This window comes from Yersinia antarctica (assembly GCF_056636475.1).
The window spans coordinates 3,317,382-3,340,709 of sequence record NZ_JBSJQF010000001.1; the positions used below are offsets into that span (position 1 = coordinate 3,317,382).

Genomic DNA, 23,328 nt, shown 5'->3' on the forward strand with positions numbered 1-23,328 from the left:
GCGTATATTCTGCGCAGCTACCCCGGCCCTGTTTTTATTCCGCGCTAACCGCCACCATTGCTGCTTGAGCCTTATCTTTACGATGCAACATCAACACCCCCAGTAATACCAGCGCGCTGCCCAACAATTGGGAGGGAGAGAGTGTTTCGCCCAACAAGAAATATGCAATCACCGCAGTGAAGACCAGTTCCAGCGTTAATAGTAGGCTAGCCACCGCCAAAGAGAGTGTTTTCAAACTGAGATTAAACAGGCCAAACCCCAGTAACGTTGGACCGGCGGCTAAAATTAACAATAGCCCCCAACCAGACCATTGAATGCCATTAGCTCCATGGGATAAGAAAAATAGATCACCCACCATTGGCTGTAACCCAGACAATGGAAACCACAGCAATAACTGATTAAATATCAGTTGGTAGATGGCGGAGAAACCAAAGACGTAAAGAATAGTGTTCCAGACCGGATAACAGCGTTCAGTCGCAATGCGCCCAGCCAGAGTATAAAAGCTGTAACCAATACCGGAGGCCAATCCGATAAATAAGCCAACAAAATTAAAGTCTGATGCAGTAATATTCAGGCCATCGCTGACTAAGAAACAACCCAACAGGCTGATAATAATAACCAGTAATTCACGCCAGCCCATATATTCGTTATAGAAAACCCAGCCGAGAAACACGGTAAAACCGATTGAGCAATAGACCAGAATGGTGGAGATCGACGCACCGTTTAAAGCGACAGATTCAGTCCATAGCCCATTAAAGACCGCCAGCAATAAGCCATATGCCGTATAGAATTTTAGCTGGCACCCGCGTAATTTGGCCCATTCCGGTTTGGTCAGAAGTAAAATAGGTAATAACACCATGGCGACCAGTGCTGCCCGCCAGAAAGCCAATACCGAAGTGGGTAGATGATAATGCGCCGTGAGGATGCGAATTATGATGCCGGTAAAACCCAACAACATGGCACTAATAATCGCCAGCAGATAGCCTTGTCGTTTGCCACTAAACCCGCCGTTGCCCGCCCCGATAGAGCCAAATGCTGATGGGAATAAATCTGCCGGAATCGCCATAACAACCTCATAACTACTTTCAGGATATTAATCAGATAGCGATTGTACCCCCCATGTTCTCTGCCACCAGAGCCACTTTCCCACTGATTGATACAGGCCACTTTTTCCTCTTGAAGCCTTGTTAACCTTGAGTATAGTGACAATATATTATCCACAGTGAGCCACTTTTGGTCGGTGAGACATGCATATTCCGTTAGATCGCCAGCAAGACATTCCACTGTATCTACAAATCGAAGAGGCATTGCGCCGTGCTATCCTCAGTGGGGTGTTTGCTGATGGCGACAAACTGCCCTCAACCCGCACCTTGGCAGCAGAATTATCAGTGAGCCGACTCACAGTGGATAATGCTTATGCCGAGCTGGCGGCAAAGGGGTTATTACAACAACGTCGCGGCAGCGGTGCCTATGTCTGTCACCTCTCGCCGCCGCCAAGCCATCCGCATCCACGGCTACATGGTGAGTTTCCACTGGATCGTTTTACCACTGTCACCTCAAGGCTGGACGGGTATGCCGATATCCCCTTACCGCCAGATACCATTAATTTTGCTGCTGGCATCGGTAGCCCCAAAATTTTCCCATTGGATGAATTCCGCCAGATCTTGCATTCAATTCTGCGCCGCCATGCTGAAGAAGCATTCAGTTACGGCGATTACTGTGGCTATTATCCATTGCGCGATACACTCAGCCGCATTCTATCCGCACAAGGTATCCCAACACGGCCAGAGCAACTGTTGATAACCAACGGTTCACAACACGCCATCAGTCTGATCAGTCAATCACTGCTGGCCCCAGGTGATAGTGTGCTGGTAGAAGAACCCACTTATGCCGAAGCATTAGCCCTGTTCCGCCTGCATAAAGTGAATATTATTGCTCTGCCCAGCGACCAACAAGGCATGAATCTGGCGACCCTGCCTGCGCTGTTAGCCAGGCATCAACCGAAACTTATCTATTGCATTCCCAACTTTAATAACCCCACCGGACGCTGTATGAGTGAAGAACGCCGCCATCAGTTAGTGCAAATAGCCAGAACTGCTGGGGTGCCGATACTTGAAGATGATTATGTGGGTGACTTGCGTTACAGCGGCAAAAAGCTGCCTTCGCTGCGTTCACTGGCAGCCGCGGGTGAAGTTATCTATGTCAGTACTTTTTCCAAAATGTTACTGCCCAGCATGCGCATTGGTTATCTGGTGGCAGACGCGCCCCATTACATCCAACTGGCGCGCTTAAAGCATGTTGACAGTTTTACCAGCTCGAACCTGATCCAACGGGCGTTGGATGCATTTGTCACTGTCGGGCGCTATGACAAACAACTTCGTCGGGCTTGCCGTTTGTACCGCCAGCACCGTGATGCCATGGTCGATGCCCTCCAGCAGACACTGCCACTCGGCTGCCAGTTTGAAGTTCCTGATGGGGGATTATTTATCTGGCTACAATTGCCAGCAAACGTGCCAATGACTCAATTAATGCCGCTGGCGTGGCAGGCGGGGGTCACTTTCGCTAAAGGTGGCGGGTTTTACCGCGAAGAGTCAGATGGAGAGTTCACCCTCCGTTTGAATTTTGCCGCTAATTCGCCCGAGCTGATTAGCCAAGGAATAGCCAGATTAAGTGCGGCGATTGGTCAGTGCCAAGCATAATATTAATCAAAAAAACGCACCACCAAAAGTCAGACTGAGTCCAACTTTTGGCGTGCGTTTCACTGTGGAGTTGGCTAAACAGCGTTACCTCAGAACGAGGCCAGCCATAAACGCAGTTTCATGCCCCAATAGCTGCTCCATCCGCTGGTATTTTGTACCATTTTGCCTTGATAAAGGATCACTAACGTCGGTGTAACACTGACTTGCCACTGCGCTGACAACTCGCCGCGTGGGTCATTTATCACCGGTAACCGGTAGCCTTTTTTGGTCAGCCAGCGCTCAAGCTGTGGTGCTTCACCAGAGCGTAGTGCCACTGTCATCACATTCTCCCCCTCCTGCACCAATTGATTGACACTGGGGCTGGTGAATTTACACACGCCGCACCATGTTGCCCAAAAATAGATGAGCAACGGTTTGTCCTGGCTCATCGCCTTTAGCGAGACAGTCTGGCCCTCCAGGGTTTGTAATGACACATCGCCCCAATCAGCAGGTACCTGCGGGCTACGCAACCAATCCATCGCCAAAGAGACCACCGTGACCAGTACCAGCAGAATAACCAGCTCTTTACCCCACCGCTTCAAGCGACTCATTTACCCGCCTTAGCCAGTTGCTGCTTCACTATCTCCTCCAGTTGCTCATAGGAAATAGCACCTGGGATCATCTGATTACCAATCAAAGTGGCAGGTGTGCCTTGGATACCCAGTTGATCCGCTAATTTCAGGTTGGTACGCAACACATTCAAGCTCTGCTCGCTTGGTGCTACCGGCGTAACACCGGTTTTTTTCTGCGCCGCGGCAATACTGTCAGCATCGTGGAAACCTTTTTTCGCCATCAAGCGCTGATGAAATGGCAGAAATTGATTCGGATGTTGTTGCCACAGTGTCAACGCCAACCGTGCACTGGTCACCGAGCTTTCCCCTTTAAACGGTAGCGGTTTTATCACCACCGCCACTTGCGGGTACTCCTTCACTACCTTTTCCAGCAACGGATCAAAAGTTTTACAAAATGGGCAGTTGTAATCGGTAAATGAAACCAATGTCAGGGCTGGAGTTGCAGCCCCGAAACGTGGGCTACCAGGGTCTTGGAACAGCGCCTGCTTATTGGCTGCGATAAATTGATCCATTTGCTGCCCTTGCGCTTCATTAGCTTGCTGTTGCAAGGCATTGATGGATTGTTCAAGAATGTCTGGATTGGCGACCAGCGTTTCACGGATTAACGCTTTAATCCGCACTTCCTGCTCCGGCGTAAAAGGTGCAGCCGCCCACAGTGAGGTCGAGATCAGCGCTAACAACACAACCATGATAATTTTCATTCTTTATTTCCTTTAGCATCGGCCAAAATTTTTAATAACACGTCACGGTCCAACAGTGGCGAGAGCACCACACCCTGTGGTTGCTGTGGCCCATAAATTTGATTAAATGGGATTGCGACACTGCCGCGCTGGCGCAAAAACTCAGTAATATCAGCAGAAGGTCGCGTCCAGTCACCGCGTAACGCCACCACATCAGGTGCTTGCAACGCCTGCTGCACATCGTCACGCATCAGGACGTGTATTTTGTTAACTTTACAGGTCACACACCAATCGGCAGTGACATCGACAAACACCCGCTTATGCTCCATCAAGGCTTTCTTAATGGCTGATTCAGTTAATGGCTGCCACGGGATGGTGTCATGTAGCGGTTTGCGCCATAGATTAGCCGTCAGCGAACCCGCCAACAGTAATCCGCCGATAATCAACACCCCGATTAAGCTGACGATTGCGGCAACACGCACGCCATAGCGCCAGCCAATTGCCAGTAATAGCGCTAACAGCAACACTCCGCTAATCACCATCACCAGTTGTGAGCCAATATGGCTCACCATCAGGCTCAGTAACCACAGACTTGATGCCAGCATCAGCCCCCCCATCCCGATACGCAGACGGTTCATCCAACGACCTGGACGGGGCAAAAACAGCACCAATCTAGGCCATAGCGCCACCGCCAACCACGGCAGGCTCATACCAACCCCCAGGGCGGTAAATATGCCCCACAGCGCCGGTAAAGGGGCGGCCAGTGCAAAGGCTACCGCCGTCCCCAAAAATGGCGCGGAACACGGGGTTGCCAGTAGCGTCGCCAATGCGCCCTGTCCAAAGTGGCCGGCCAAACCGCGAGCCCCCGATTGCTCCACACGAGGCGCGGCAATACGGCTATTGAGCGATGAGGAGAGGTTAATTTCGAACAAGCCGAACAGGTTGGCCGTAAAGAGTGCGGTAACCAACACCACAAAGCCGATAAACCAAGGGCTTTGGAACTGAATTCCCCAGCCAAGGGCATGATTACCTAAACGCAAGGCGGTCATCAGTAATGCCAACAACCAAAACGAAGTCACAATCCCAGCAGACGATGCCAGAAACTGCCAACGAATCTGACGGCGGGTTTGCTGCCCAGTCTGCAAAATAGACCCCAGTTTCATTGCAAGGACCGGAAGCACACAAGGCATCAGATTAAGAATAAATCCGCCCGCCAGCGCCATCACTATCCAAGACCAAAAACGAGTGGAGGATTGCGGTAAAGTGAGCGCTTGCCCAATGGTCACCGTGGTCTCTTGCGCCAGACCCGCATCAGTAATCACCATCGTCAGGGGTTTACCACGTAGATCCCCCACGCCCTCCCCCCAACCATCAGTCGCAGGAACCCGTACCGATAACTGATTACCCTGCACACTGACCAGCGGTTTACCGAGATCCACGTCCGCCAAGGTATCGAAGAACAACTCGGGCTGTTGCCAACCTTCGTCACGCACCGCCAGAATTTGCACCTCGCCATGATCAAAACCAGCTTGGATCTGTTGGGTCAGGGCATTGGCAATGGGTACCTGCCCCATCGCCTGGGCAAAATCATGTTGGAATTGCTGTTGGTTTTCGCCACTTAACGGCGAGGAAAGATCGATGCTAAACGGGTAGTCAGTCAAAATGCAGACATTGCTACAGGTCGATAGGGTCAAGATGCCACTTAGCGTTTTGGGTGCCTTAGCGGAAATGACGATCGGCAACATGGCCTGCTCGTGATAGCCCTGAGTAGAGATACCAGAAACATCAAACCGTTGTGGTACAGGCCAGTACCATTTTACCGCATCAAGAGCGGTGCTCCAGACAATGGTCGGTGCAATGCCCCCTTCACCCGGTGAGCGCCAATAGGTTTTCCAGCCTTTCTCCAGTTGAACGGAAAGTAACAGGCGGGTTTCACCGCTCGTTGAAGGTTCGGCACGAATCCGCACCTTAGCATGTGAGTTTTGTGGGCTGACCAACCAGCCGCTGTCTGCCGCCCAAAGGGTGGGCATCCATAGCAGTAACAGACAGAACAACGCTGTCTTGCTTAAATTGAACATGATTCTTCTCCAGAAATAGATTAATCACAGCAACCGCAAGGGATGCCGTATTTATGCCAAAAGCATCTCTATTCCCGGAAAATGCACAATCGCAGATGCACCCTCAAACGGCTGGGTGATATCACTCGGGGTGGTGGAAACCTCATGCGGGTCGGGATCACCGGCCCCAATAGCAAGAGTAATAAACCCAGAGAAAAAATCGCTAATTCGAACAGAACAGGCGGGGATGCCAACAGGGATTTGGCACTTAGCTCACAAGGGGTGGGTGCCTCATCAGCATCGGCAGCAACCTGTGATGATGATGTCTGAAGGAGGTTTTTTTCCAACGCGTGCAGGCTGGCGATGCGTTGTGTCATACAAACTAATATGACCAAGCAAGCCAGGCAGAGGAACCACTTTGCCGCGCGCTGTTGTTTAACCATTATTCGTGTTTAACCATTATCCGTATTTAATTCTAATCCATATAATTCATCAGTAAAATTGATAAATTAGTCTCATTCAAGACCGAGCGCCCATCTTAGCGGCATAATCAAGATTATCAATGTCTGAACTTAAACAATCACTCAAAGTGACATTTAATTACAAACGTAGTTAACAAAAAAAACATAATCTGACGGTATGGGTCGCCCACATTTGCGCGTATCATATTGGTAGCCTGCATCTATTGCCGGGTACTTTATGAATTTCCACAGTATCGCCTCCACAGCGAAGGACCGGTTATATGCAACCTTTGAACGGCCCAAGTGTGCCGATTGCCAATGATCGCAATGTCGCACCGACCAAAATACCTCATCAGGGCCAAGTGGAAGATCAGGCACTTACCCCTGCGCAACGCACTACGCTGGAGAAGCTAATTGTGCGGATCATGGCCCTTAGCCCAATCAAATCTGCTGAGATCTGGGCCGGTCTGCGTCATGATTTATCCTTGGGTAGCACTAGCGACTTACTGGCACGCCACTTCCAGCCCGCTGAGCAATTGCTGCAAACCCGTCTGGCGCAGGCACAGGAAAATCATGCCAATCACCAGTTGCGCCAACAACTGACCGAACTGCTGCCTCAAGGCAACAACCGGCAAGCTGTCAGTGATTTTATCCGCCAGCACTTTGGTCATACTGTATTAAGTCAGTTAAGCCATTCAGAGTTACAACAAGTTCTGGTGCTGCTGCAATCCGGGACACTGAATATTCCACAGCCACAACTGGCAACAATAACTGATCGGCCGTTACTGCCGGCGGAGCATCAGAATATTCAATCGCTAGTAGCAAAACTTAGTGCCGCAACCGGCGAGCAACCGGCCAAAATATGGCAGGCATTATTTGATATGGTGGGGGTGAAAAGTAATGATCCGTTACCTGCACGCCATTTCCAGATACTCAGCCAGTTTTTACAGACCAAAGTGGCACTCAGCCAGCAAACAGCACCGACATTGGTTAACTTGCAAACCGCGTTGAAACAGCCCGCTGATGCGCAGGAACAACAATTATTAATTGATTACAGCCAGAGTCGCTTCCAGGCCAGTCCCACCACGCCGCTGACGCAAGCGCAGTTGAACGACATTATCAATGTCCTGTTTACCGCCAGATTGGATCGGGCCAATGCAGCCCAACGTTTAGCAGAAGATCAAAAAATTCTGCAACCAGTGATTAACCCGCTAATTGCCGCCTTACCTCAATCATTACAGCCATTGTTGCAAAAACCGTCACTGGCATTTGTGGCGCTGATTATAGTGATGGTCTTTTTGTTGGCTATCTTCTTCTAATGACAGATGTCGGCTCAGGTTATTTCCCGCTGAGCCGCGCCTGTGACTATCATAATAACCACCAGCCAACCAGAGCACTCCACAACAAAAATGGTAGTGAGTAAGCATGGAATTTTAACCAAATGGCCGGCTCTGCCGCCATTCTCAGCGCAATTAAATTAGCCATAGAACCCAACACAAAACCAAAACCACCAATATTGACCGCATAAGCCACCAGCGCGCTGGAAGGCAGATAATTAAGCAGCAATATTGTGGCGGGGACATTACTGATCAGTTGCGATAGGCCAATAGCCAAAATATAGGCGGCAGCCGTAGACAATGTTTTGATTTCACCGAACAGCGATTGTAAAGCAGGTAATTCCGTCAGTAGGCGCACGTCAATAAACATCGCCATAAAGACCACAATCAAGCTCCAGTCAATGGCCAGTAACACCCGCCGCGCCAATAGCAATAAACCGGCAAAAACGATAAGTAGCCCATAACCTTCCCAGCCCAAATCCACGCAGATAATAAAAATCACATACAGCGCCAAACAACTCAGCAACAGGCGGAACTGGTAAGGATAAATCGGGCTTGAGGCCTGTTTCTTTATCTTACGCGCCGGAAAACGCCACCATGTTACCGCGAATAATGTCAGCAGAATAATGGCTGCTAAAGGTGCCATTTGGCGAGTAAAACCGATAAAAGAGAGTTCGGAACGGCTCCATAACAGAATATTTTGTGGGTTGCCGATCGGTGTTAATAGCGACCCAGCATTGACTGCCAGCGCCGAGAAAATGATCAGACGAGAAACCGGCAAAGACGATATTTTTTTCAACGTCAAAATCAGTGGAATGATGATAAATAGCGCCACATCATTGGTTAGAAAGGATGACAACAGCGCCGCGGCTAAGACTAAAAACAGCGCCAGATGCCGCTCAGTGTGGAGTGTATTAATAATTTTCCGGCCAATAAAATCGAAGTAACCGCTAACCTCAACCCCTTTAGTCAGTAGCATTAATCCCAATAAAGTAACAATGGTGGTCCAGTCAATAAACTGTGGAAAGGAGACAATTTGGGCCGGCATTAAGACGGTTAACCCTATCCCAAAGATCAATAGAATATGTAATAGACGATCTTCCAGAAAAGGTCTGAATAGTGTTTTTACTGCTCGCTGAGTCGTGGCAAATAATGTCATCAGAAAATCTACAAACGGCCTGGGGCTGACAAAGAGAGATTACGTTAGCGTAGCCTATCATTTTATGCCAGCCCCTATTATCTACTGGCTGCCGCAACCTGCGGCGAGGTAGTGTGAACTTAACTTTGCGTGTTGTGTTTTATCGCTTTTCTGAAATCATCCATTGAACAGAACCCGTTAGCATCAATCGGACAGCCCTTAATTTCCAGCGTGACACGTTTTGGTGGTGCCTGAAGGGTCAGCGGCGTCTTATTACGAATTTGCTCAGTCGACAGATAGATATATTCGATCTTCATCATATCTTTATTTTGTTTCGTATCTTTCCAGCGCTCAAATACCACTTTGCCGCTGATTGGCGTTTTCTCATATTGGTCTGGCAATTGGTACTCTTTAGTCTTAAGGGCTGCCAACAATGATGCAATATTAGAGTCATGCCCAACCAATACCGCCAATTTAGCTTTCTGCGCTGCTAATTCATTAGGCGTTTTCTCACCGACGGGATCAAGAGCAGCACTGATAAAACCGACTAACTTCTCAGCCGCATTATCCGCAATGGCAGGAGAACCGAATAACGTCTCATGGTAGAGGTTTTTGATATCGATTAATTTACGCCACTCTTCCGCTGACTGAATCCGTCCCCAAGCCACATCTTTAATCGGAAAACCCTCGTAATATTGCAGCATAAACGCATCTGATGCACCGGTACCTAATTTTAACGGGCCGGTAATGCCTGGCTCTTTATTTTGTACCAATACAATATTGGTTGGCTGGGTACTCCAGTCACATTTCTTATCCGTTAAACAGGCGGGTGATTTTTTATAATCCAATACGCGGGAAAGTAAGTCGTAATTAGGCTGTAAACGTTTATTCAGCCCTTCGACCCCACCCGGCCCGGCGTGTTGATTAATCGATGCCAAGGCTTTTTCTTTAAATTCTGGTGTGACATCTAGCGTGATGATCGGATTAAAAACCGGATCCATTTTGCCGATATCTTTTTGGTGCGCCACTGGCACATTACAACCAGGGAAAGCGCCGAATAAGAAATGCTGCGCGGTACCAATGGTCCTTGGCAAGCTGTTAGCATAAGTAAATACCGTGGTATCTGCCGGGCATCCTGCCGCTTTCAGCAATTTGGCATTAACCAGCCACTCGCGGAAATACCCCCCCATCATCGCCTCAAGCTCTGCCCCTTTCGGTGTCAGATACCCTCCTGGGGTGGTCCATTGTGGCCATTTATCTGGTGTCGCACTGGAAAGCATATCGCCATAATTAACTAAAGGTGCGCGTATACCATGCCGGCTCATCACCAGCACTTGTTCAAGTTTATAGTTGTCACTTTTATCCTGTGCTACAACATGGGTTGACGCTGGCAAGAGTAGCGCTAATAGTGTCAGGGTGTATGCCGTCTTTATTTTTATCATCCTAATCTCCGTCATCCTGTTGATGGTAATAGTGTAAAAATAGATAGAAGAATAAATAGATTTTTCTATTGCTACAGATTTGTTACAACAAACATGATAGACAGAGATAACAGCTATAGTCGGAGTCTTGTCACAGTTCCGCTAATTGCTTCGTTACAACGTATCCGGGTGTTTCCGCATCGTTAAACTCTTATCCATACTCAGTGCTGATGTTTGCATAGGAATAAACTAATGAAAATTTTGGGTCTTATTGGCGGAATGAGTTGGGAGTCAACCATCCCTTATTACCGGATGATTAACCAGCAGGTTAAAGAACAACTTGGCGGTTTACACAGTGCCAAAATCATTCTCTACAGTGTCGACTTCCATGAGATTGAACAACTTCAGGCCAAGGGTGACTGGGAAACCGCAGCACAGTTGCTGTCTGATGCCGCCGTTTCATTAAAAAATGCCGGGGCTGACGTCATCGTGGTATGCACCAATACTATGCACAAAGTGGCTGATGACATTGAAGCGGCCAGCGGATTACCATTATTGCATATTGCCGATGCCACTGCCGCACAAATTAAGCAGCAAGGGAGCAATAAAATTGGCTTATTGGGTACCCGCTACACCATGGAACAAGATTTTTATCGGGGACGATTGACGCAAAAACACGGTATTGAGGTGATTACCCCCGATAGTATCGATCGCGAGATTGTTAACCGTATTATTTATGAAGAGCTGTGTCTGGGCGTTATCAGTGAAACTTCCCGTCAGGAATATCGCCGCATTATGGGCAAATTAGAACAGCAAGGCGTGCAAGGGATTATCTTTGGTTGCACTGAAATAACATTGTTGGTTAACGCACAAGACGCGAGCGTGCCGGTATTTGATACCACCGCAATACATGCCTGTGCGGCCGCAGAATATGCACTGAAATGCTAATGGTGATTATGCCCCATGCCCCATTTCCCAATGGCAGCAGAGCTTAACACCGCTTACTTCGGTCTCCCTTGCAAAGCTCAGCAATAGGCCGGGTAATAAAGGCTGCTACATCAATGCACCATTACGTTCGAAAAATATCAACCGCTAATAATATTCCGTCCCGCCGCTTTTGAGTTATAGAGCATTTTATCTGCGCGAATTAATAGTTGTTCCTGTGCTTCATTTTGCCCCAGCTCCACCACACCTAAACTCATTGTCACATTGATATTCCCTTCCACGGGCATGGTTTCGATACGTTGCCTGATTTTCTCGGCGATACATTTAGCCTCATTTAATTGCGTGTTAGGTAACACAATCATAAACTCATCGCCGCCCCAACGGCCTAAAACATCAATTTCCCTAATATTATTCCTAATCACATCAACAATATGCGTCAAGGTTAAGTCCCCAACAGAATGGCCATACTTATCATTAATAGATTTAAAATTGTCTAAATCCAACGAAAGCAATGACAACGGCTGGCAAAATCGTTTTGCGCGGTTATATTCGTGCTTGAGTACTTTTTCCAGCAAATAACGGTTAGCCGCAGAGGTTAATACATCTGTTTCAGATAGACTTTTTTTGATATCGAGTTGCTGTTGTAAGCGGAAATTGGTTTCGCGTAATTCAACGGTTCGCTCTTCGACTAACGCTTCCAGAGATTTATTCTTTAACTCTAACTTTTCCAGACGATGCTTTTTGTCATGGATATTACGGTGAGCGCCGATCATCCTCGATACTGAACCATCACTATTACGCTCAATCACCTTGCCGCGATCTTCAATCCACACATAATCGCCATCATGAGTCCGGCAACGGTATTCAATCTGGTATCTCTCGGCCTGATTATTAATATAGGCATCAAACTGAAACATCACTCGGTCAAAATCATCTGGATGGATGATTTTCTCCCAAGTATGGACTGTATTTTCAAATGCATCGGCGGGATAGCCCAGCATTTCATACCAGCCAGTATTACGATAAACAAATCCATTGTTGGCATTCCAATCCCAGATATCATCACTTATCACTTCCAGAATTTCATGAACAACGCGCTCGTTTAAATCGGCAATCTTAACCTTCTGATCACTTGGATTATGGCTCATTGAACTACCCTGCTGTGTTGGTAAATTAAAAGACAAAAATAAAATTGTTTAATTATTGTTCTAATATTGTAATTGACGTTTTTGAGCAGGCAAGGATTTTTTAACTTCAAATTTGGCTTTAAAGGAATAAAAAACATTAAAAATAGCTGAAATTAGAGCTAACGCATTAATATTCAATCACCTACATTTTATAATGTTATTCACCTTGGTTATTGAGTATAAGATATTTTTATGAATAGTCAGTGATCAACTAGTCTTCTTTGATACAAAAAGATGAAATTACTAAAAAAGGTTAATCACCTGATGATTATAGTATTTTTCTGTAGAAGTGTTTATTTATAGCGAATAAAAAGGCCCGCGATTGCTCGCGGGCCTTAATGACTCAGTATCAATGAGCAGAAATATCTGCGATTGACCTTATTTCTGGTATTTACGCATGACCAGAGTGGCGTTAGTACCACCAAAACCGAAGCTGTTAGACATAACAGTAGTCAGTTCGCGCTGAGTTGGCTCAGTGATGATATTCATCCCTGCCGCTTTCTCATCCAGATTTTCAATATTGATGCTTGGTGCGATAAAGCCGTGCTCTACCATCAACAGGCTGAAGATAGCTTCATGCACACCCGCCGCACCCAGAGAGTGACCGGTCATGGCTTTTGTTGAGGAAATAGCTGGCGTGTTATCACCAAACACCTCACGAATCGCGCCTAGCTCTTTCACATCACCAACCGGTGTAGAAGTGCCATGTACGTTCATGTAGTCAATTGGTGTATCAACACCTGCCATTGCCATCTGCATGCAACGAACAGCACCTTCACCTGATGGTGCAACCATATCAGCACCATCAGAGGTTGCGCCGTAGCCAACAATCTCAGCGTAGATGTGAGCACCACGCGCCAGAGCATGCTCAAGTTCTTCAACCACCACCATACCGCCACCACCGGCGATTACGAAGCCATCACGGTCTTGATCATAAGTACGGGAAGCTTTAGCCGGAGTTTCATTGTATTTGGTCGACAACGCGCCCATGGCATCGAACTCGCAGGCCATTTCCCAGCACAGTTCTTCACCACCACCCGCAAACACTACATCCTGCTTGCCCAGTTGGATTAACTCCAAAGCATGGCCAATACAGTGCGCAGACGTCGCACAGGCAGAGCTGATTGAATAGTTAACACCTTTGATTTTAAAGGGGGTTGCCAGGCACGCGGACACACCAGATGCCATGGCTTTGGTCACCATATAAGGACCAACACCTTTCAAACCGCGCGGGGTACGCATTGCATCAGAACCGGCAACCTGATTACGGGGTGAACCACCACCGGAACCCACCACCAGCCCACTGCGGAAATTAGATACCTGATCGTCTGACAGGCCAGAGTCTGCTATCGCTTCTTCCATCGCAAGAAAAGCATAAATTGAGGCGTCGCTCATAAAACGCAGCACTTTGCGATCAATGAGGTCTTTAGGCTCAGATGCCAGCTTTACATCGCCCCATACGTGGCTACGCATACCTGCGTCTTTAAATTCCTGAGCGAAAGTAATGCCAGAGCGGCCTTCCTGCAAAGATGCCAGAACTTCCTGCTGGTTATTACCAATGCTGGAGACAATACCCAAGCCAGTAATTACTGCACGCTTCATTCAATACCTCTTCCACTTATTTTACATTCGGGATTTTGCAACGCACTTTAGCGTACAGTTGTACGCCGAACAAGTCCGATCAGCGTAATATACCCAGATAATTTTACGATTTGCACGCGGCCGGTCACATAGTTAGAATCGCCCTACCCCTTGAGATACGAGTCTTTCAACGTGAGCCATCCCCCAATCCAAACCGCGACATTAAGCTGGAATGAACAGGGTACACCTGTATCGGAACAGTTTGGTGACATCTATTTTTCCAATGAAGATGGGCTGGAAGAGACTCACTACGTTTTTCTTAAGGGGAATGGCTTCCCTGAGCGTTTCATTCAACACCCGTGGGATAACTGCATTTTTGCCGAAACGGGCTTCGGGACTGGCTTAAATTTTCTGACATTATGGCGCGATTTCGCTCAGTTCAAACAGCAACACGCCAGTGCAAAACTCCAGCGATTACACTATATCAGCTTCGAAAAATACCCCCTACAGGTGGCAGATTTAGCTGCCGCCCATGACCGCTGGCCAGAACTGGCATTTTTTGCCGAACAATTGCGCGCGCAATGGCCGTTACCTCTTGCTGGCTGCCATCGTATTCTGCTAGCGCAGGGGAGTATCACTCTGGATCTGTGGTTTGGTGATGTCAATACCTTACTGCCCCAGTTGGATGCCAGCCTGAATAATCAAGTAGATGCCTGGTTTCTTGATGGCTTTGCCCCGGCGAAAAACCCCGATATGTGGAATGATATGCTGTTCAATGCCATGGCGCGGATGGCAAGGCCGGGGGGCACTTTTGCCACATTTACTGCCGCCGGATTTGTTCGCCGTGGTTTGCAACAAGCAGGTTTTGACGTAGCTAAAGTGAAAGGTTTTGGGCAAAAACGTGAAATGCTCACGGGCAGATTGCCGCAAAGCATCGGGTCAGCCTCAGCGCCTTGGTACCATCGGCCAGCCGCGGTCCGTTGTGATGATATCGCGATCATTGGCGGCGGTATCGTCAGTGCATTGACAGCATTAGCCTTATTGCGCCGTGGGGCCAAGGTCACGCTCTATTGCGCCGATGCACAACCGGCGCAAGGTGCATCAGGTAACCGGCAAGGTGCGCTCTATCCCCTGCTAAACGGCAAAGATGATGCACTGGAAAACTTTTTCACCAGCGCATTTACCTTTGCCCGCCGCCAATATGATCAATTGTTAGCACAAGGCATTCATTTTGATCATCAATGGTGCGGTGTCAACCAATTGGCATTTGATGAAAAAAGCCGTGGCAAGATTGATAAAATGCTGCAAATAAGCTGGCCGGTGTCATTCGCCGAAGCCATGAGCCGTGAACAGCTCAGTGCGCTCGCGGGGCTGGATTGCGCCCACGATGGTATACATTATCCCGCCGGAGGCTGGTTATGCCCATCAGACCTCACCACAGCGCTGCTGCTGCTGGCCCAACAAAAAGGCATGGCATGCCACTATCAGCATGAACTGAGTCAGTTAGAGCATGTTGACGGGCAATGGCAGCTCAGCTTCCAGCAACTCAGTGCCCAACCCATCGATAGCCAACAACACGATACCCAACAACCACTGACGGCGAAACAACATGCTACAGTGGTGCTGGCCACCGGCCACCGCTTAGCTGAGTGGCAACAAACCCAGCATCTGCCACTGTCAGCCGTGCGCGGGCAGGTCTCGCACATTCCCACTACCTCAGTACTCAGTCAGTTGCAGCAAGTGCTGTGCTATGACGGCTATCTGACGCCAGTGAACCCGGCTAACCAGCATCACTGTATTGGTGCCAGTTATCAGCGCGGCGATATTGCCACTGATTTTCGTGCCGATGAGCAGCAAGAGAACCGGGACCGCCTGTTACGCTGTCTGCCACAAGTAAATTGGCCGCATCAGGTTGATATCAGTGATAATCAAGCGCGCTGCGGGGTGCGTTGCGCTATTCGTGATCACTTACCGATGGTGGGCGCGGTACCGGATTATGCTGCAACACTGGCACAATATCAGGATCTGCCACGCAAAATTCAGCGTGGTGATGAGATAGCGCCAGCGCCGGTATGGCCGGAATTATTCATGGTGGGAGCTTTGGGGTCACGGGGGTTGTGCAGTGCGCCATTGGTGGCAGAAATTTTGGCCGCACAAATGTTTGGGGAACCGCAGCCATTAGATGCGCCGACGCTGGCGGCACTCAATCCCAATCGATTTTGGATTCGAAAATTGCTAAAAGGCAGGCCGGTACAACAGCGCGTTGCGAGGTTATCTTAGCGGGCAGCTCGCGGGGTGGCTTGCAGCGACGTCAAAGTCATTGGAGTCGCAGAGGCGAGGCCAAATAACGAACATCGCTACCCCCCCCCCCCCGCGACTCCAGCAATGAACGCTATTTTATAGCTTGCTCAAGTAAACGATCCCATAAACCCAATACCAAAACCTGATCCGGTGGGGAAAGCTCCCCGGCTTTGATCGCTTTTTCCAGGCTGGTCTGCACGCGGGCATGTAACTGCTCAGCCGTATGTTCACCAAACTCTTCAGATTCTGCCACGGCTAGAGTCAGATGGCCGCGCAGATAGCCGCCGGCAAATAAATCATCATCACTGGCGTGCTCTACCATGTCATCAATCTGCGCTAATATGTGCGTTTCGAACTCTGCGATCATCAACTTTCCTCAATAACCCGTCATATTTCAAAGCGCAGGTGTGTTGGCAGCATTCATTAACCCGAATCACTTACCGTCGTGGGCTCATCGGGATTATGAGCCTCATCAGAGGCTCACCCTGCGGGCCAGCGCAAGCGTTATTCAAAATGATTTACACCCAATTTGTATCTTGCTTGCCGCCTTCCTACACCTTGAAATCTATTGGGTTATATTCTATATCCAAAAATAATGGCGTTACAGCCAGGCTGCAAGCTACACGAGATCTTCCGGGTAAGGGAAAAGCGCGGCTACCAACGGCGGCGTATTGTAAAACGATTGTAGTGCCTGAATAAAGCCCGCAGGTCGTGGGGATATACCGTTTTCTAAATTCCACAACACTTGTTCGCGTACTTTGCGCTGGAATGTTATGCGATCCGGCTCACAATCCCCCTCCAGGTTGTCGCAACTGACGTTGAAAGGGAAACCCGCCGCTACACAGAACATCCATTCCAGTGCCTGTGGCTTGATCTCAACCACTTCAAACTGGCTCTGGGTTAATGCATCACGCCCATCCGGGCAGTACCAATAACCAAAATCGACCAACTTGCGCCGCTCTTCACCGGCAATACACCAATGGGAGATCTCATGCATTCCGCTGGCATAATAACCATGGGCAAAAATCACCCGATGATAGGGGAATTCGTCATCGGCAGGCAGATAAATAGGCTCATCGTCACCTTTTACCAGCCGGGTATTATATTGGTCGCTAAAACAGGCATTAAAAACATCGATTAATTGCTGATAATCATGGGTCATACTTGGGTCCGTAAGAGCGGTATCGTCAGCGACAGTCAGGCTCACTGCTATTTTGATACCTTAAGTTATGCGAAAACGTGTAACCCTAACCAGGAGGAGATCTCAGAACCGTGGCTGTCATACAGCAGCTTGCAGCTCATTACGAATGACACCACGACAATCATTGGGCGGATTAATTTTTGGCCTTTGGTCAACACCATATGTGCACCAAGGCGTGCGCCCAACACCTGCCCTACTAGCATCACCAACCCGATACTCCACACTACTTTGCCGCCGACGATGAAGAAGGTCAGGCCACCCAAGTTGGAGGTAAAATTAAGCACTTTGGCATGAGCGGTGGATTTTGCCAGATTAAATCCGCACAGCGTCACAAAGGCCAGCGCATAGAAAGAACCGGCTCCGGGGCCAAAGAAACCATCATAAAAACCGACACCACCGCCAGCAATCAAGGCAAAGGGTAGTGCGGATAGACGGCGCTGCTGATCAACTTCACCCAGCTTGGGAGTGAGCAGAAAATAAACACCAATCCCTATCACCAGCAATGGCAGAATTTGCCGCAAAATATCGGCCCGCATATGCTGAACCAAAATAGCACCCAGCATTGAGCCGACCAGTGTTAGAGCAATGGTCAGCTTTTGCTCTTTTAAATTCACCGCCCCACGGCGGATAAAATAGAGGCTGGCGGATAATGACCCGCCGACCGATTGCAATTTATTGGTCGCCAACGCCTGTGCCGGTGGTAATCCAACCGCCAGTAATGCCGGCACGGTGAGCAAGCCTCCGCCACCCGCAATGGAATCAATAAAACCCGCCAATAAGGCGACGACAAACAGTATCCCTAAAACCTCAGGGCCCAGCGTAAACCAATCCATGATTTATTCCGCAGCAAAATGGTTATCCAACAAAGCCTGACATGAAGGCGGCAATGGTGGGGGTAAGGTTTTACCCGGTTTAGCACTCGGTTGATGGGGCTGGAACCAGCTTTCCAGTTCTGCACCACAACCATCCCCCGCAGGAGGCGTGTCTTGATCCAAACACTCCAGGCTATCTGCCGGGCAGCGCAATCTTACATGCATATGTGCACGATGGCCGAACCACGGGCGCACTTTATGCAACCAATTACGATCCGTTCCGGCATCCAGACACAGTTGCTTTTTAATCGCCGGATTGACGAAAATACGCGTCACTTCGTTATCGTTAGCCGCTAACTTGATAAGGCTCTCGACCTGAGGTTGCCACAGTGCGGGGACGACCCGTTTGCCGTCGGCTGCCACCAAATCAACAGGTTGCGGTTTCAGCAATTGCTGTTGTCTCCAGCGCTGTACTGGCAGTTGTAACCAGATATCCACATCCAGACCAGATTGATGGCTGGCATGCCCACTACTAAAGCGCCCACCGGCGGGCATTGCCATATCGCCAATCAATACCGTTCCCAAGCGATGTTGCTCAGCCTGCGCACTCAGACGGTGGATAAAGTTCAGTAAATCAGGATGACCGAAATAACGGCGCTGATCCGGGCGCATCACCTGATAATCTGCCGATTGGAGCGGCAAAGGCATTGCACCAATAACGCAGCCGTTGGCAAAACCACCAATCGACTGTGGAGAACCTGCAACCGGGTTGGCTATCTGTTGCCATGGCGTCGCCGCCATGACCGGGGCTATAGCGGTGAGTGCTACGGTAGCGGCAAGTGCCACTGCACCCACAATCCATTTGTTCATTGTGCCTACCAGCGCGGAACGTCGGAAACCACATCACCGCACTGTGCACGCTGGCGCAGCAAGTGATCCATTAACACAATAGCCATCATGGCCTCAGCAATAGGGACGGCGCGAATACCGACACAAGGGTCATGGCGACCACGGGTAACCATCTCAACCGCCTCACCCTGCCGGTTAATGGTTTGCCCTGGTACCATAATGCTGGATGTCGGTTTCAAGGCGATATGGGCCACAACCGGTTGCCCGCTGCTGATGCCGCCTAAAATGCCCCCGGCATGATTGCTCTGGAAACCTTGTGGGGTAATCTCATCACGGTTTTCACTACCACGCTTAGTAACAACAGCAAAACCATCACCGATTTCCACCCCTTTCACCGCATTGATACTCATCAGCGCATGGGCCAAATCTGCATCTAAACGGTCAAATACTGGCTCACCCAAACCAACCGGCACGTGTTCAGCGACCACGGTAATTTTGGCTCCAATAGAGTCACCGGCTTTTTTCAGTTCACGCATCAGCGCATCCAGCGGCTCCAACTTACTGGCATCTGGACAGAAGAACGGATTTTGTTCAACCAAATCCCAATCAATCAAATCACAACTAATATCGCCAATTTGTGCCAGATAGCCACGCACCTGCACCCCGAATTTCTGCGCCAGATACTTTTTAGCAATGGCACCGGCGGCAACACGCATCGCGGTTTCACGGGCTGAAGAACGGCCCCCTCCCCGATAGTCACGCACGCCGTATTTTTGTTCGTAGGTATAGTCAGCATGGCCTGGGCGGAAGACATCTTTAATCGTGCTGTAATCCTGTGACCGCTGGTCAGTATTCTCAATCATCAACCCGATGCTGGTACCGGTGGTTACTCCCTCAAACACGCCAGATAAAATACGCACCTGATCCGGCTCGCGGCGTTGAGTGGTATAGCGTGAGGTACCCGGGCGACGCCGGTCGAGATCCAACTGAATGTCAGCTTCAGTGATTGGAATGCCCGGCGGGACGCCATCAATAATACACCCCAAGGCGATGCCGTGAGATTCACCAAAAGTGGTGACGCGGAAAAACTGCCCAATACTGTTGCCAGCCATCACGGCTCCTTACCATTTAGTCATAAACAATCTGCCAGCATGATATTTATCACACTGACAGACTTTATAAGCAGAGATCGATTAATCGCGGTACATACTAAAATGCGGAGCGCAGTCAATCAGTTGCTGTTTGGTCAGCATAAATACGCCATCACCGCCGTTGTCGAACTCCAGCCAGGTGAAAGGCACATCAGGATATATGTCCATCAAATGCACCATGCTGTTGCCCACTTCGCAAATCAACACGCCATCATCTTGCAAGAAGTCCGGGGCGCAAGCCAGAATACGGCGAGCCAGTTTCAAGCCATCGCTGCCAGCAGCCAACCCAAGTTCAGGCTCGAAGCGGAACTCCTGCGGTAAGTCGGCCATATCTTCGGCATCAACATACGGTGGATTAGTGACAATCAAGTCATATTTGATTGGCGGTAAATCACGGAACAGGTCAGAGCGAATCGGTGTGACCTGATGTTCCATCTCATGCTGTTGAATATTATGTTCAGTTACTGCCAGAACATCATTAGAGATATCAACAGCATCCACTTCAGCGTCTGGGAAGGCATAGGCACAAGCAATAGCAATACAACCACTACCGGTACACATATCCAGAATATGCTTAGGCTGGTGTCTGATCAGACCATCAAAGCTATTATTAATCAATTCAGCTATCGGTGAACGTGGCACCAATACACGCTCATCAACATAATATTCCATACCGCAGAACCAAGCTTTATTGGTCAGATAAGCAACCGGAATTCGCTCGTTAACCCGGCGGATCACCCGTTCGACAATACGGTGCCGCTCGCTCGACGTCAGGCGCGCACTGCGCATATCCTCAGGGATATCTATCGGTAAAAATAGGCTTGGGAAAACCAGTTGTACTGCTTCGTCCCACGGATTATCAGTACCGTGACCATAAAAAATATTGGCCGCATTAAACCGGCTAACTGCCCAGCGCAGCATATCCTGAATGGTGTGCAGCTCATTTACTGCTTCATCGACGAAAATCTTGTCCAAGGTATTCTCCAACAACGGTGCGAAAAATCATTATCTATCCCCTAGTTTGCCATGAAGCCCGCGACAAATCAGCAGCAATACATCAGTTGAATGATAACCGAATAATGAAAAGCACATTAACATTGAAAATTGTATGGATAACCGCTTGATTGCGAGAACAACCAATACACCTACACCTTGAAATATGACGACATGCCTATACCCAATAGATTTCGAGGCGTAGGAAGGCGGCAACCGAGATAATCCCGATGAGCTTACACAAGTAAGTGATTCGGGTAAGCGAGGGCAGCCAACACACCTACACCTTGGAATATGACGACATGCCTATACCCAATAGATTTCGAGGCGTAGGAAGGCGGCAACCGAGATAATCCCGATGAGCTTACACAAGTAAGTGATTCGGGTAAGCGAGGGCAGCCAACACACCTACACCTTGAAATATGACGGGTATAGACATTTATTTAGACAGATGACGTTCAACAGGTAAACTGGAGGTAATCAAATAAGTACAACGAACTGATGATGAAAAATAAATATCACCTCACGACTGATGATTTACAGCTATTTAAGGAGTCAATAGTTGGGGCGAAGAAGCTGAAACAAGATACGATTGTTCTGCATACACCGCCCAAGTTGGGCAAAAGAATCGCACCGGAAAAATTACTGCAAGAGCAGGTTGATGCCAGTTATTATTTTTCCGATGAATTCCAACCGCAGTTGGATTACGACGGTCCCACCCGCTATGTGCGGCCTGGCGTTGATCATTTTGAAGTTAAAAAGCTGCGGCGCGGTGATTACTCGCCCGATATGTTTTTGGATTTACACGGATTAACCCAGAAACAGGCCAAACAGGAGTTGGGCGCACTGATTGCTGCCTGTAAGCGGGAGCATGTGCATTGTGCCTGCGTGATGCATGGCCACGGCAAACATGTTCTGAAGCAGCAAACCCCTTTGTGGCTGGCGCAGCACCCTGATGTGCTGGCATTCCATCAAGCCCCTAAAGATTGGGGTGGGACTGCGGCATTACTGGTCTTAATTGAGTTAGAAGAATAGACGCGAAATGCGGTTTGACAGAAAAACAAAGGCGCGACAGAGATGCCGCGCCGATTGAATATTCACTAACACTGTTTTAACCGTGGCAAGCCTTTGCCAACAGTTGTGACGGGCTGACCTGCCAATCAAATGTCCCCTTCCCGGTATCACCATTAAGATCAACACAGGCGATTGCCGAGGTGGCAAACATTGGTGGGCATTGCCCTGGACAGAGCTCAGAAACCAGATACCCGACCAGCGGCAAGTGCGAAATGACCAGCACTGCGGCACAATCTTCTTTTGCCAATGCCTGCAAATAGCAGCAGACAAAAGCGGCATCCCCACCCGGCGTTAATTCTGGCATCACTTCCTGCTCTGCCGGTAGCGTAATCACCTCACGCGCGACGTCTAATGTTTGCGCTGCGCGTAGATAAGGGCTAACCAAAATCTGATCGATATCAACAGACTGCTCGCTTAGCCAGCTTGCTATCTGACGTGACTCATCCTGACCACACAGAGTAAGAGGCCGTTGTGCATCACTTGCTGCATCAAGGGCCGCGTCACCGTGACGCATAATGAAAACTTGCATATTGCACCGTTTTTGTTAACAAAATAACGCTATACAGAAACGCTTTGCGTGCTGTACCGCCGAAACCTTTGCCATGGGCAAAGAAACTTCATAACGATAACGCGCCGTCTCTCTATGGCGGCCGGGCATTTTGCCTGAAACTTAAGGTAAAGAAAATGGCTGCTTTTTACACCGAGCATACCGGCAGCCAACCTTGAATGGTTACATAATAACCATATCAACAGCTTAATCTAAACTTTATCACCTGCGCAATAAGTGCCTATTAATACATTTTGGCACGAATAGTCACTTAACGTGATTC

At 48.9% G+C, this 23,328-nt stretch carries 21 protein-coding genes; 5 read left to right on the top strand and 16 right to left on the bottom strand.

Going from position 1 to position 23,328, the window contains the following annotated elements; translation table 11 throughout:
• Positions 1 to 34: 34 nt before the first annotated feature.
• Positions 35 to 1,066 (bottom strand): DMT family transporter, encoded by a 1,032-nt coding sequence (locus ACWJJO_RS15395; RefSeq protein ID WP_420072976.1) that lies wholly within the window; start codon positions 1,064 to 1,066, stop codon positions 35 to 37.
• A gap of 181 nt (positions 1,067 to 1,247) precedes the next feature.
• On the opposite strand from ACWJJO_RS15395, the gene pdxR reads away from it, so the two are divergent.
• Positions 1,248 to 2,699, top strand: coding sequence for a MocR-like pyridoxine biosynthesis transcription factor PdxR (pdxR, locus tag ACWJJO_RS15400; RefSeq protein ID WP_083158227.1), 1,452 nt, complete (start codon positions 1,248 to 1,250; stop codon positions 2,697 to 2,699).
• Between the two features lie 89 nt (positions 2,700 to 2,788).
• On the opposite strand, the gene ACWJJO_RS15405 is transcribed toward pdxR, so the two are convergent.
• From ACWJJO_RS15405 to ACWJJO_RS15420, 4 genes are all read right to left on the bottom strand, one after another.
• A complete protein-coding gene (locus ACWJJO_RS15405; RefSeq protein WP_083158226.1) occupies positions 2,789 to 3,289 on the bottom strand; it encodes a protein disulfide oxidoreductase in 501 nt (166 codons plus the stop codon).
• On the bottom strand, positions 3,286 to 4,011 hold the full coding sequence (locus tag ACWJJO_RS15410; protein WP_083158225.1) for a DsbA family protein: 726 nt from the start codon (positions 4,009 to 4,011) through the stop codon (positions 3,286 to 3,288). The genes ACWJJO_RS15405 and ACWJJO_RS15410 overlap by 4 nt, the downstream gene beginning before the upstream one ends.
• The gene (locus tag ACWJJO_RS15415) at positions 4,008 to 6,068 is read right to left on the bottom strand and encodes a protein-disulfide reductase DsbD family protein (RefSeq protein ID WP_481091210.1); all 2,061 of its coding nucleotides are present in this window, start codon (positions 6,066 to 6,068) and stop codon (positions 4,008 to 4,010) included. The genes ACWJJO_RS15410 and ACWJJO_RS15415 overlap by 4 nt, the downstream gene beginning before the upstream one ends.
• A 68-nt stretch (positions 6,069 to 6,136) precedes the next feature.
• Positions 6,137 to 6,490, bottom strand: coding sequence for a copper resistance protein (locus tag ACWJJO_RS15420; protein ID WP_372559498.1), 354 nt, complete (start codon positions 6,488 to 6,490; stop codon positions 6,137 to 6,139).
• Between the two features lie 299 nt (positions 6,491 to 6,789).
• Between ACWJJO_RS15420 and flk the strand changes: the two genes are divergently transcribed.
• Positions 6,790 to 7,827, top strand: coding sequence for a flagella biosynthesis regulator Flk (gene flk / locus ACWJJO_RS15425; RefSeq protein WP_420072977.1), 1,038 nt, complete (start codon positions 6,790 to 6,792; stop codon positions 7,825 to 7,827).
• Between the two features lie 49 nt (positions 7,828 to 7,876).
• Here flk and ACWJJO_RS15430 read toward each other — a convergent pair whose 3' ends face one another.
• Positions 7,877 to 9,004: an SLC13 family permease gene (locus tag ACWJJO_RS15430; RefSeq protein WP_372569395.1), complete on the bottom strand. Its 1,128-nt coding sequence runs from the start codon at positions 9,002 to 9,004 to the stop codon at positions 7,877 to 7,879.
• 119 nt (positions 9,005 to 9,123) lie between these two features.
• A complete protein-coding gene (gene agp, locus ACWJJO_RS15435) occupies positions 9,124 to 10,425 on the bottom strand; it encodes a bifunctional glucose-1-phosphatase/inositol phosphatase (RefSeq protein WP_083158220.1) in 1,302 nt (433 codons plus the stop codon).
• A 231-nt stretch (positions 10,426 to 10,656) separates the two neighbouring features.
• On the opposite strand from agp, the gene ACWJJO_RS15440 reads away from it, so the two are divergent.
• A complete protein-coding gene (locus ACWJJO_RS15440; protein WP_442850768.1) occupies positions 10,657 to 11,352 on the top strand; it encodes an aspartate/glutamate racemase family protein in 696 nt (231 codons plus the stop codon).
• 137 nt (positions 11,353 to 11,489) lie between these two features.
• Here ACWJJO_RS15440 and ACWJJO_RS15445 read toward each other — a convergent pair whose 3' ends face one another.
• Together ACWJJO_RS15445 and fabB are read right to left on the bottom strand one after the other, a co-directional pair.
• A complete protein-coding gene (locus tag ACWJJO_RS15445) occupies positions 11,490 to 12,497 on the bottom strand; it encodes a sensor domain-containing diguanylate cyclase (RefSeq protein WP_481091211.1) in 1,008 nt (335 codons plus the stop codon).
• Between the two features lie 417 nt (positions 12,498 to 12,914).
• Positions 12,915 to 14,138, bottom strand: coding sequence for a beta-ketoacyl-ACP synthase I (gene fabB, locus ACWJJO_RS15450; RefSeq protein WP_083158217.1), 1,224 nt, complete (start codon positions 14,136 to 14,138; stop codon positions 12,915 to 12,917).
• Positions 14,139 to 14,309: 171 nt separating this feature from the next.
• Between fabB and mnmC the strand changes: the two genes are divergently transcribed.
• The gene (gene mnmC, locus ACWJJO_RS15455; protein ID WP_481091212.1) at positions 14,310 to 16,397 is read left to right on the top strand and encodes a bifunctional tRNA (5-methylaminomethyl-2-thiouridine)(34)-methyltransferase MnmC2/FAD-dependent 5-carboxymethylaminomethyl-2-thiouridine(34) oxidoreductase MnmC1; all 2,088 of its coding nucleotides are present in this window, start codon (positions 14,310 to 14,312) and stop codon (positions 16,395 to 16,397) included.
• 112 nt (positions 16,398 to 16,509) lie between these two features.
• Here mnmC and ACWJJO_RS15460 read toward each other — a convergent pair whose 3' ends face one another.
• The 6 genes from ACWJJO_RS15460 to prmB form a co-directional block, all read right to left on the bottom strand.
• Entirely contained in the window at positions 16,510 to 16,785 is a 276-nt protein-coding gene (locus tag ACWJJO_RS15460; protein ID WP_005183422.1) for a YfcL family protein, read from the bottom strand.
• Positions 16,786 to 17,037: 252 nt separating this feature from the next.
• Complete coding sequence (locus ACWJJO_RS15465; protein ID WP_372559930.1) at positions 17,038 to 17,580, bottom strand: elongation factor P hydroxylase; 543 nt, start codon at positions 17,578 to 17,580, stop codon at positions 17,038 to 17,040.
• Between the two features lie 65 nt (positions 17,581 to 17,645).
• Positions 17,646 to 18,452, bottom strand: coding sequence for a sulfite exporter TauE/SafE family protein (locus ACWJJO_RS15470; RefSeq protein ID WP_083158214.1), 807 nt, complete (start codon positions 18,450 to 18,452; stop codon positions 17,646 to 17,648).
• Between the two features lie 3 nt (positions 18,453 to 18,455).
• Complete coding sequence (mepA, locus tag ACWJJO_RS15475; protein ID WP_481091213.1) at positions 18,456 to 19,301, bottom strand: penicillin-insensitive murein endopeptidase; 846 nt, start codon at positions 19,299 to 19,301, stop codon at positions 18,456 to 18,458.
• A gap of 5 nt (positions 19,302 to 19,306) precedes the next feature.
• A complete protein-coding gene (gene aroC, locus ACWJJO_RS15480; protein WP_005183428.1) occupies positions 19,307 to 20,392 on the bottom strand; it encodes a chorismate synthase in 1,086 nt (361 codons plus the stop codon).
• Positions 20,393 to 20,473: 81 nt separating this feature from the next.
• The gene (gene prmB / locus ACWJJO_RS15485) at positions 20,474 to 21,406 is read right to left on the bottom strand and encodes a 50S ribosomal protein L3 N(5)-glutamine methyltransferase (RefSeq protein ID WP_050084895.1); all 933 of its coding nucleotides are present in this window, start codon (positions 21,404 to 21,406) and stop codon (positions 20,474 to 20,476) included.
• A gap of 522 nt (positions 21,407 to 21,928) precedes the next feature.
• Between prmB and smrB the strand changes: the two genes are divergently transcribed.
• Positions 21,929 to 22,459 (top strand): endonuclease SmrB, encoded by a 531-nt coding sequence (gene smrB / locus ACWJJO_RS15490; protein WP_083163530.1) that lies wholly within the window; start codon positions 21,929 to 21,931, stop codon positions 22,457 to 22,459.
• Positions 22,460 to 22,535: 76 nt separating this feature from the next.
• On the opposite strand, the gene sixA is transcribed toward smrB, so the two are convergent.
• Positions 22,536 to 23,027: a phosphohistidine phosphatase SixA gene (sixA, locus tag ACWJJO_RS15495; RefSeq protein WP_372569399.1), complete on the bottom strand. Its 492-nt coding sequence runs from the start codon at positions 23,025 to 23,027 to the stop codon at positions 22,536 to 22,538.
• Positions 23,028 to 23,328 lie beyond the last annotated feature (301 nt).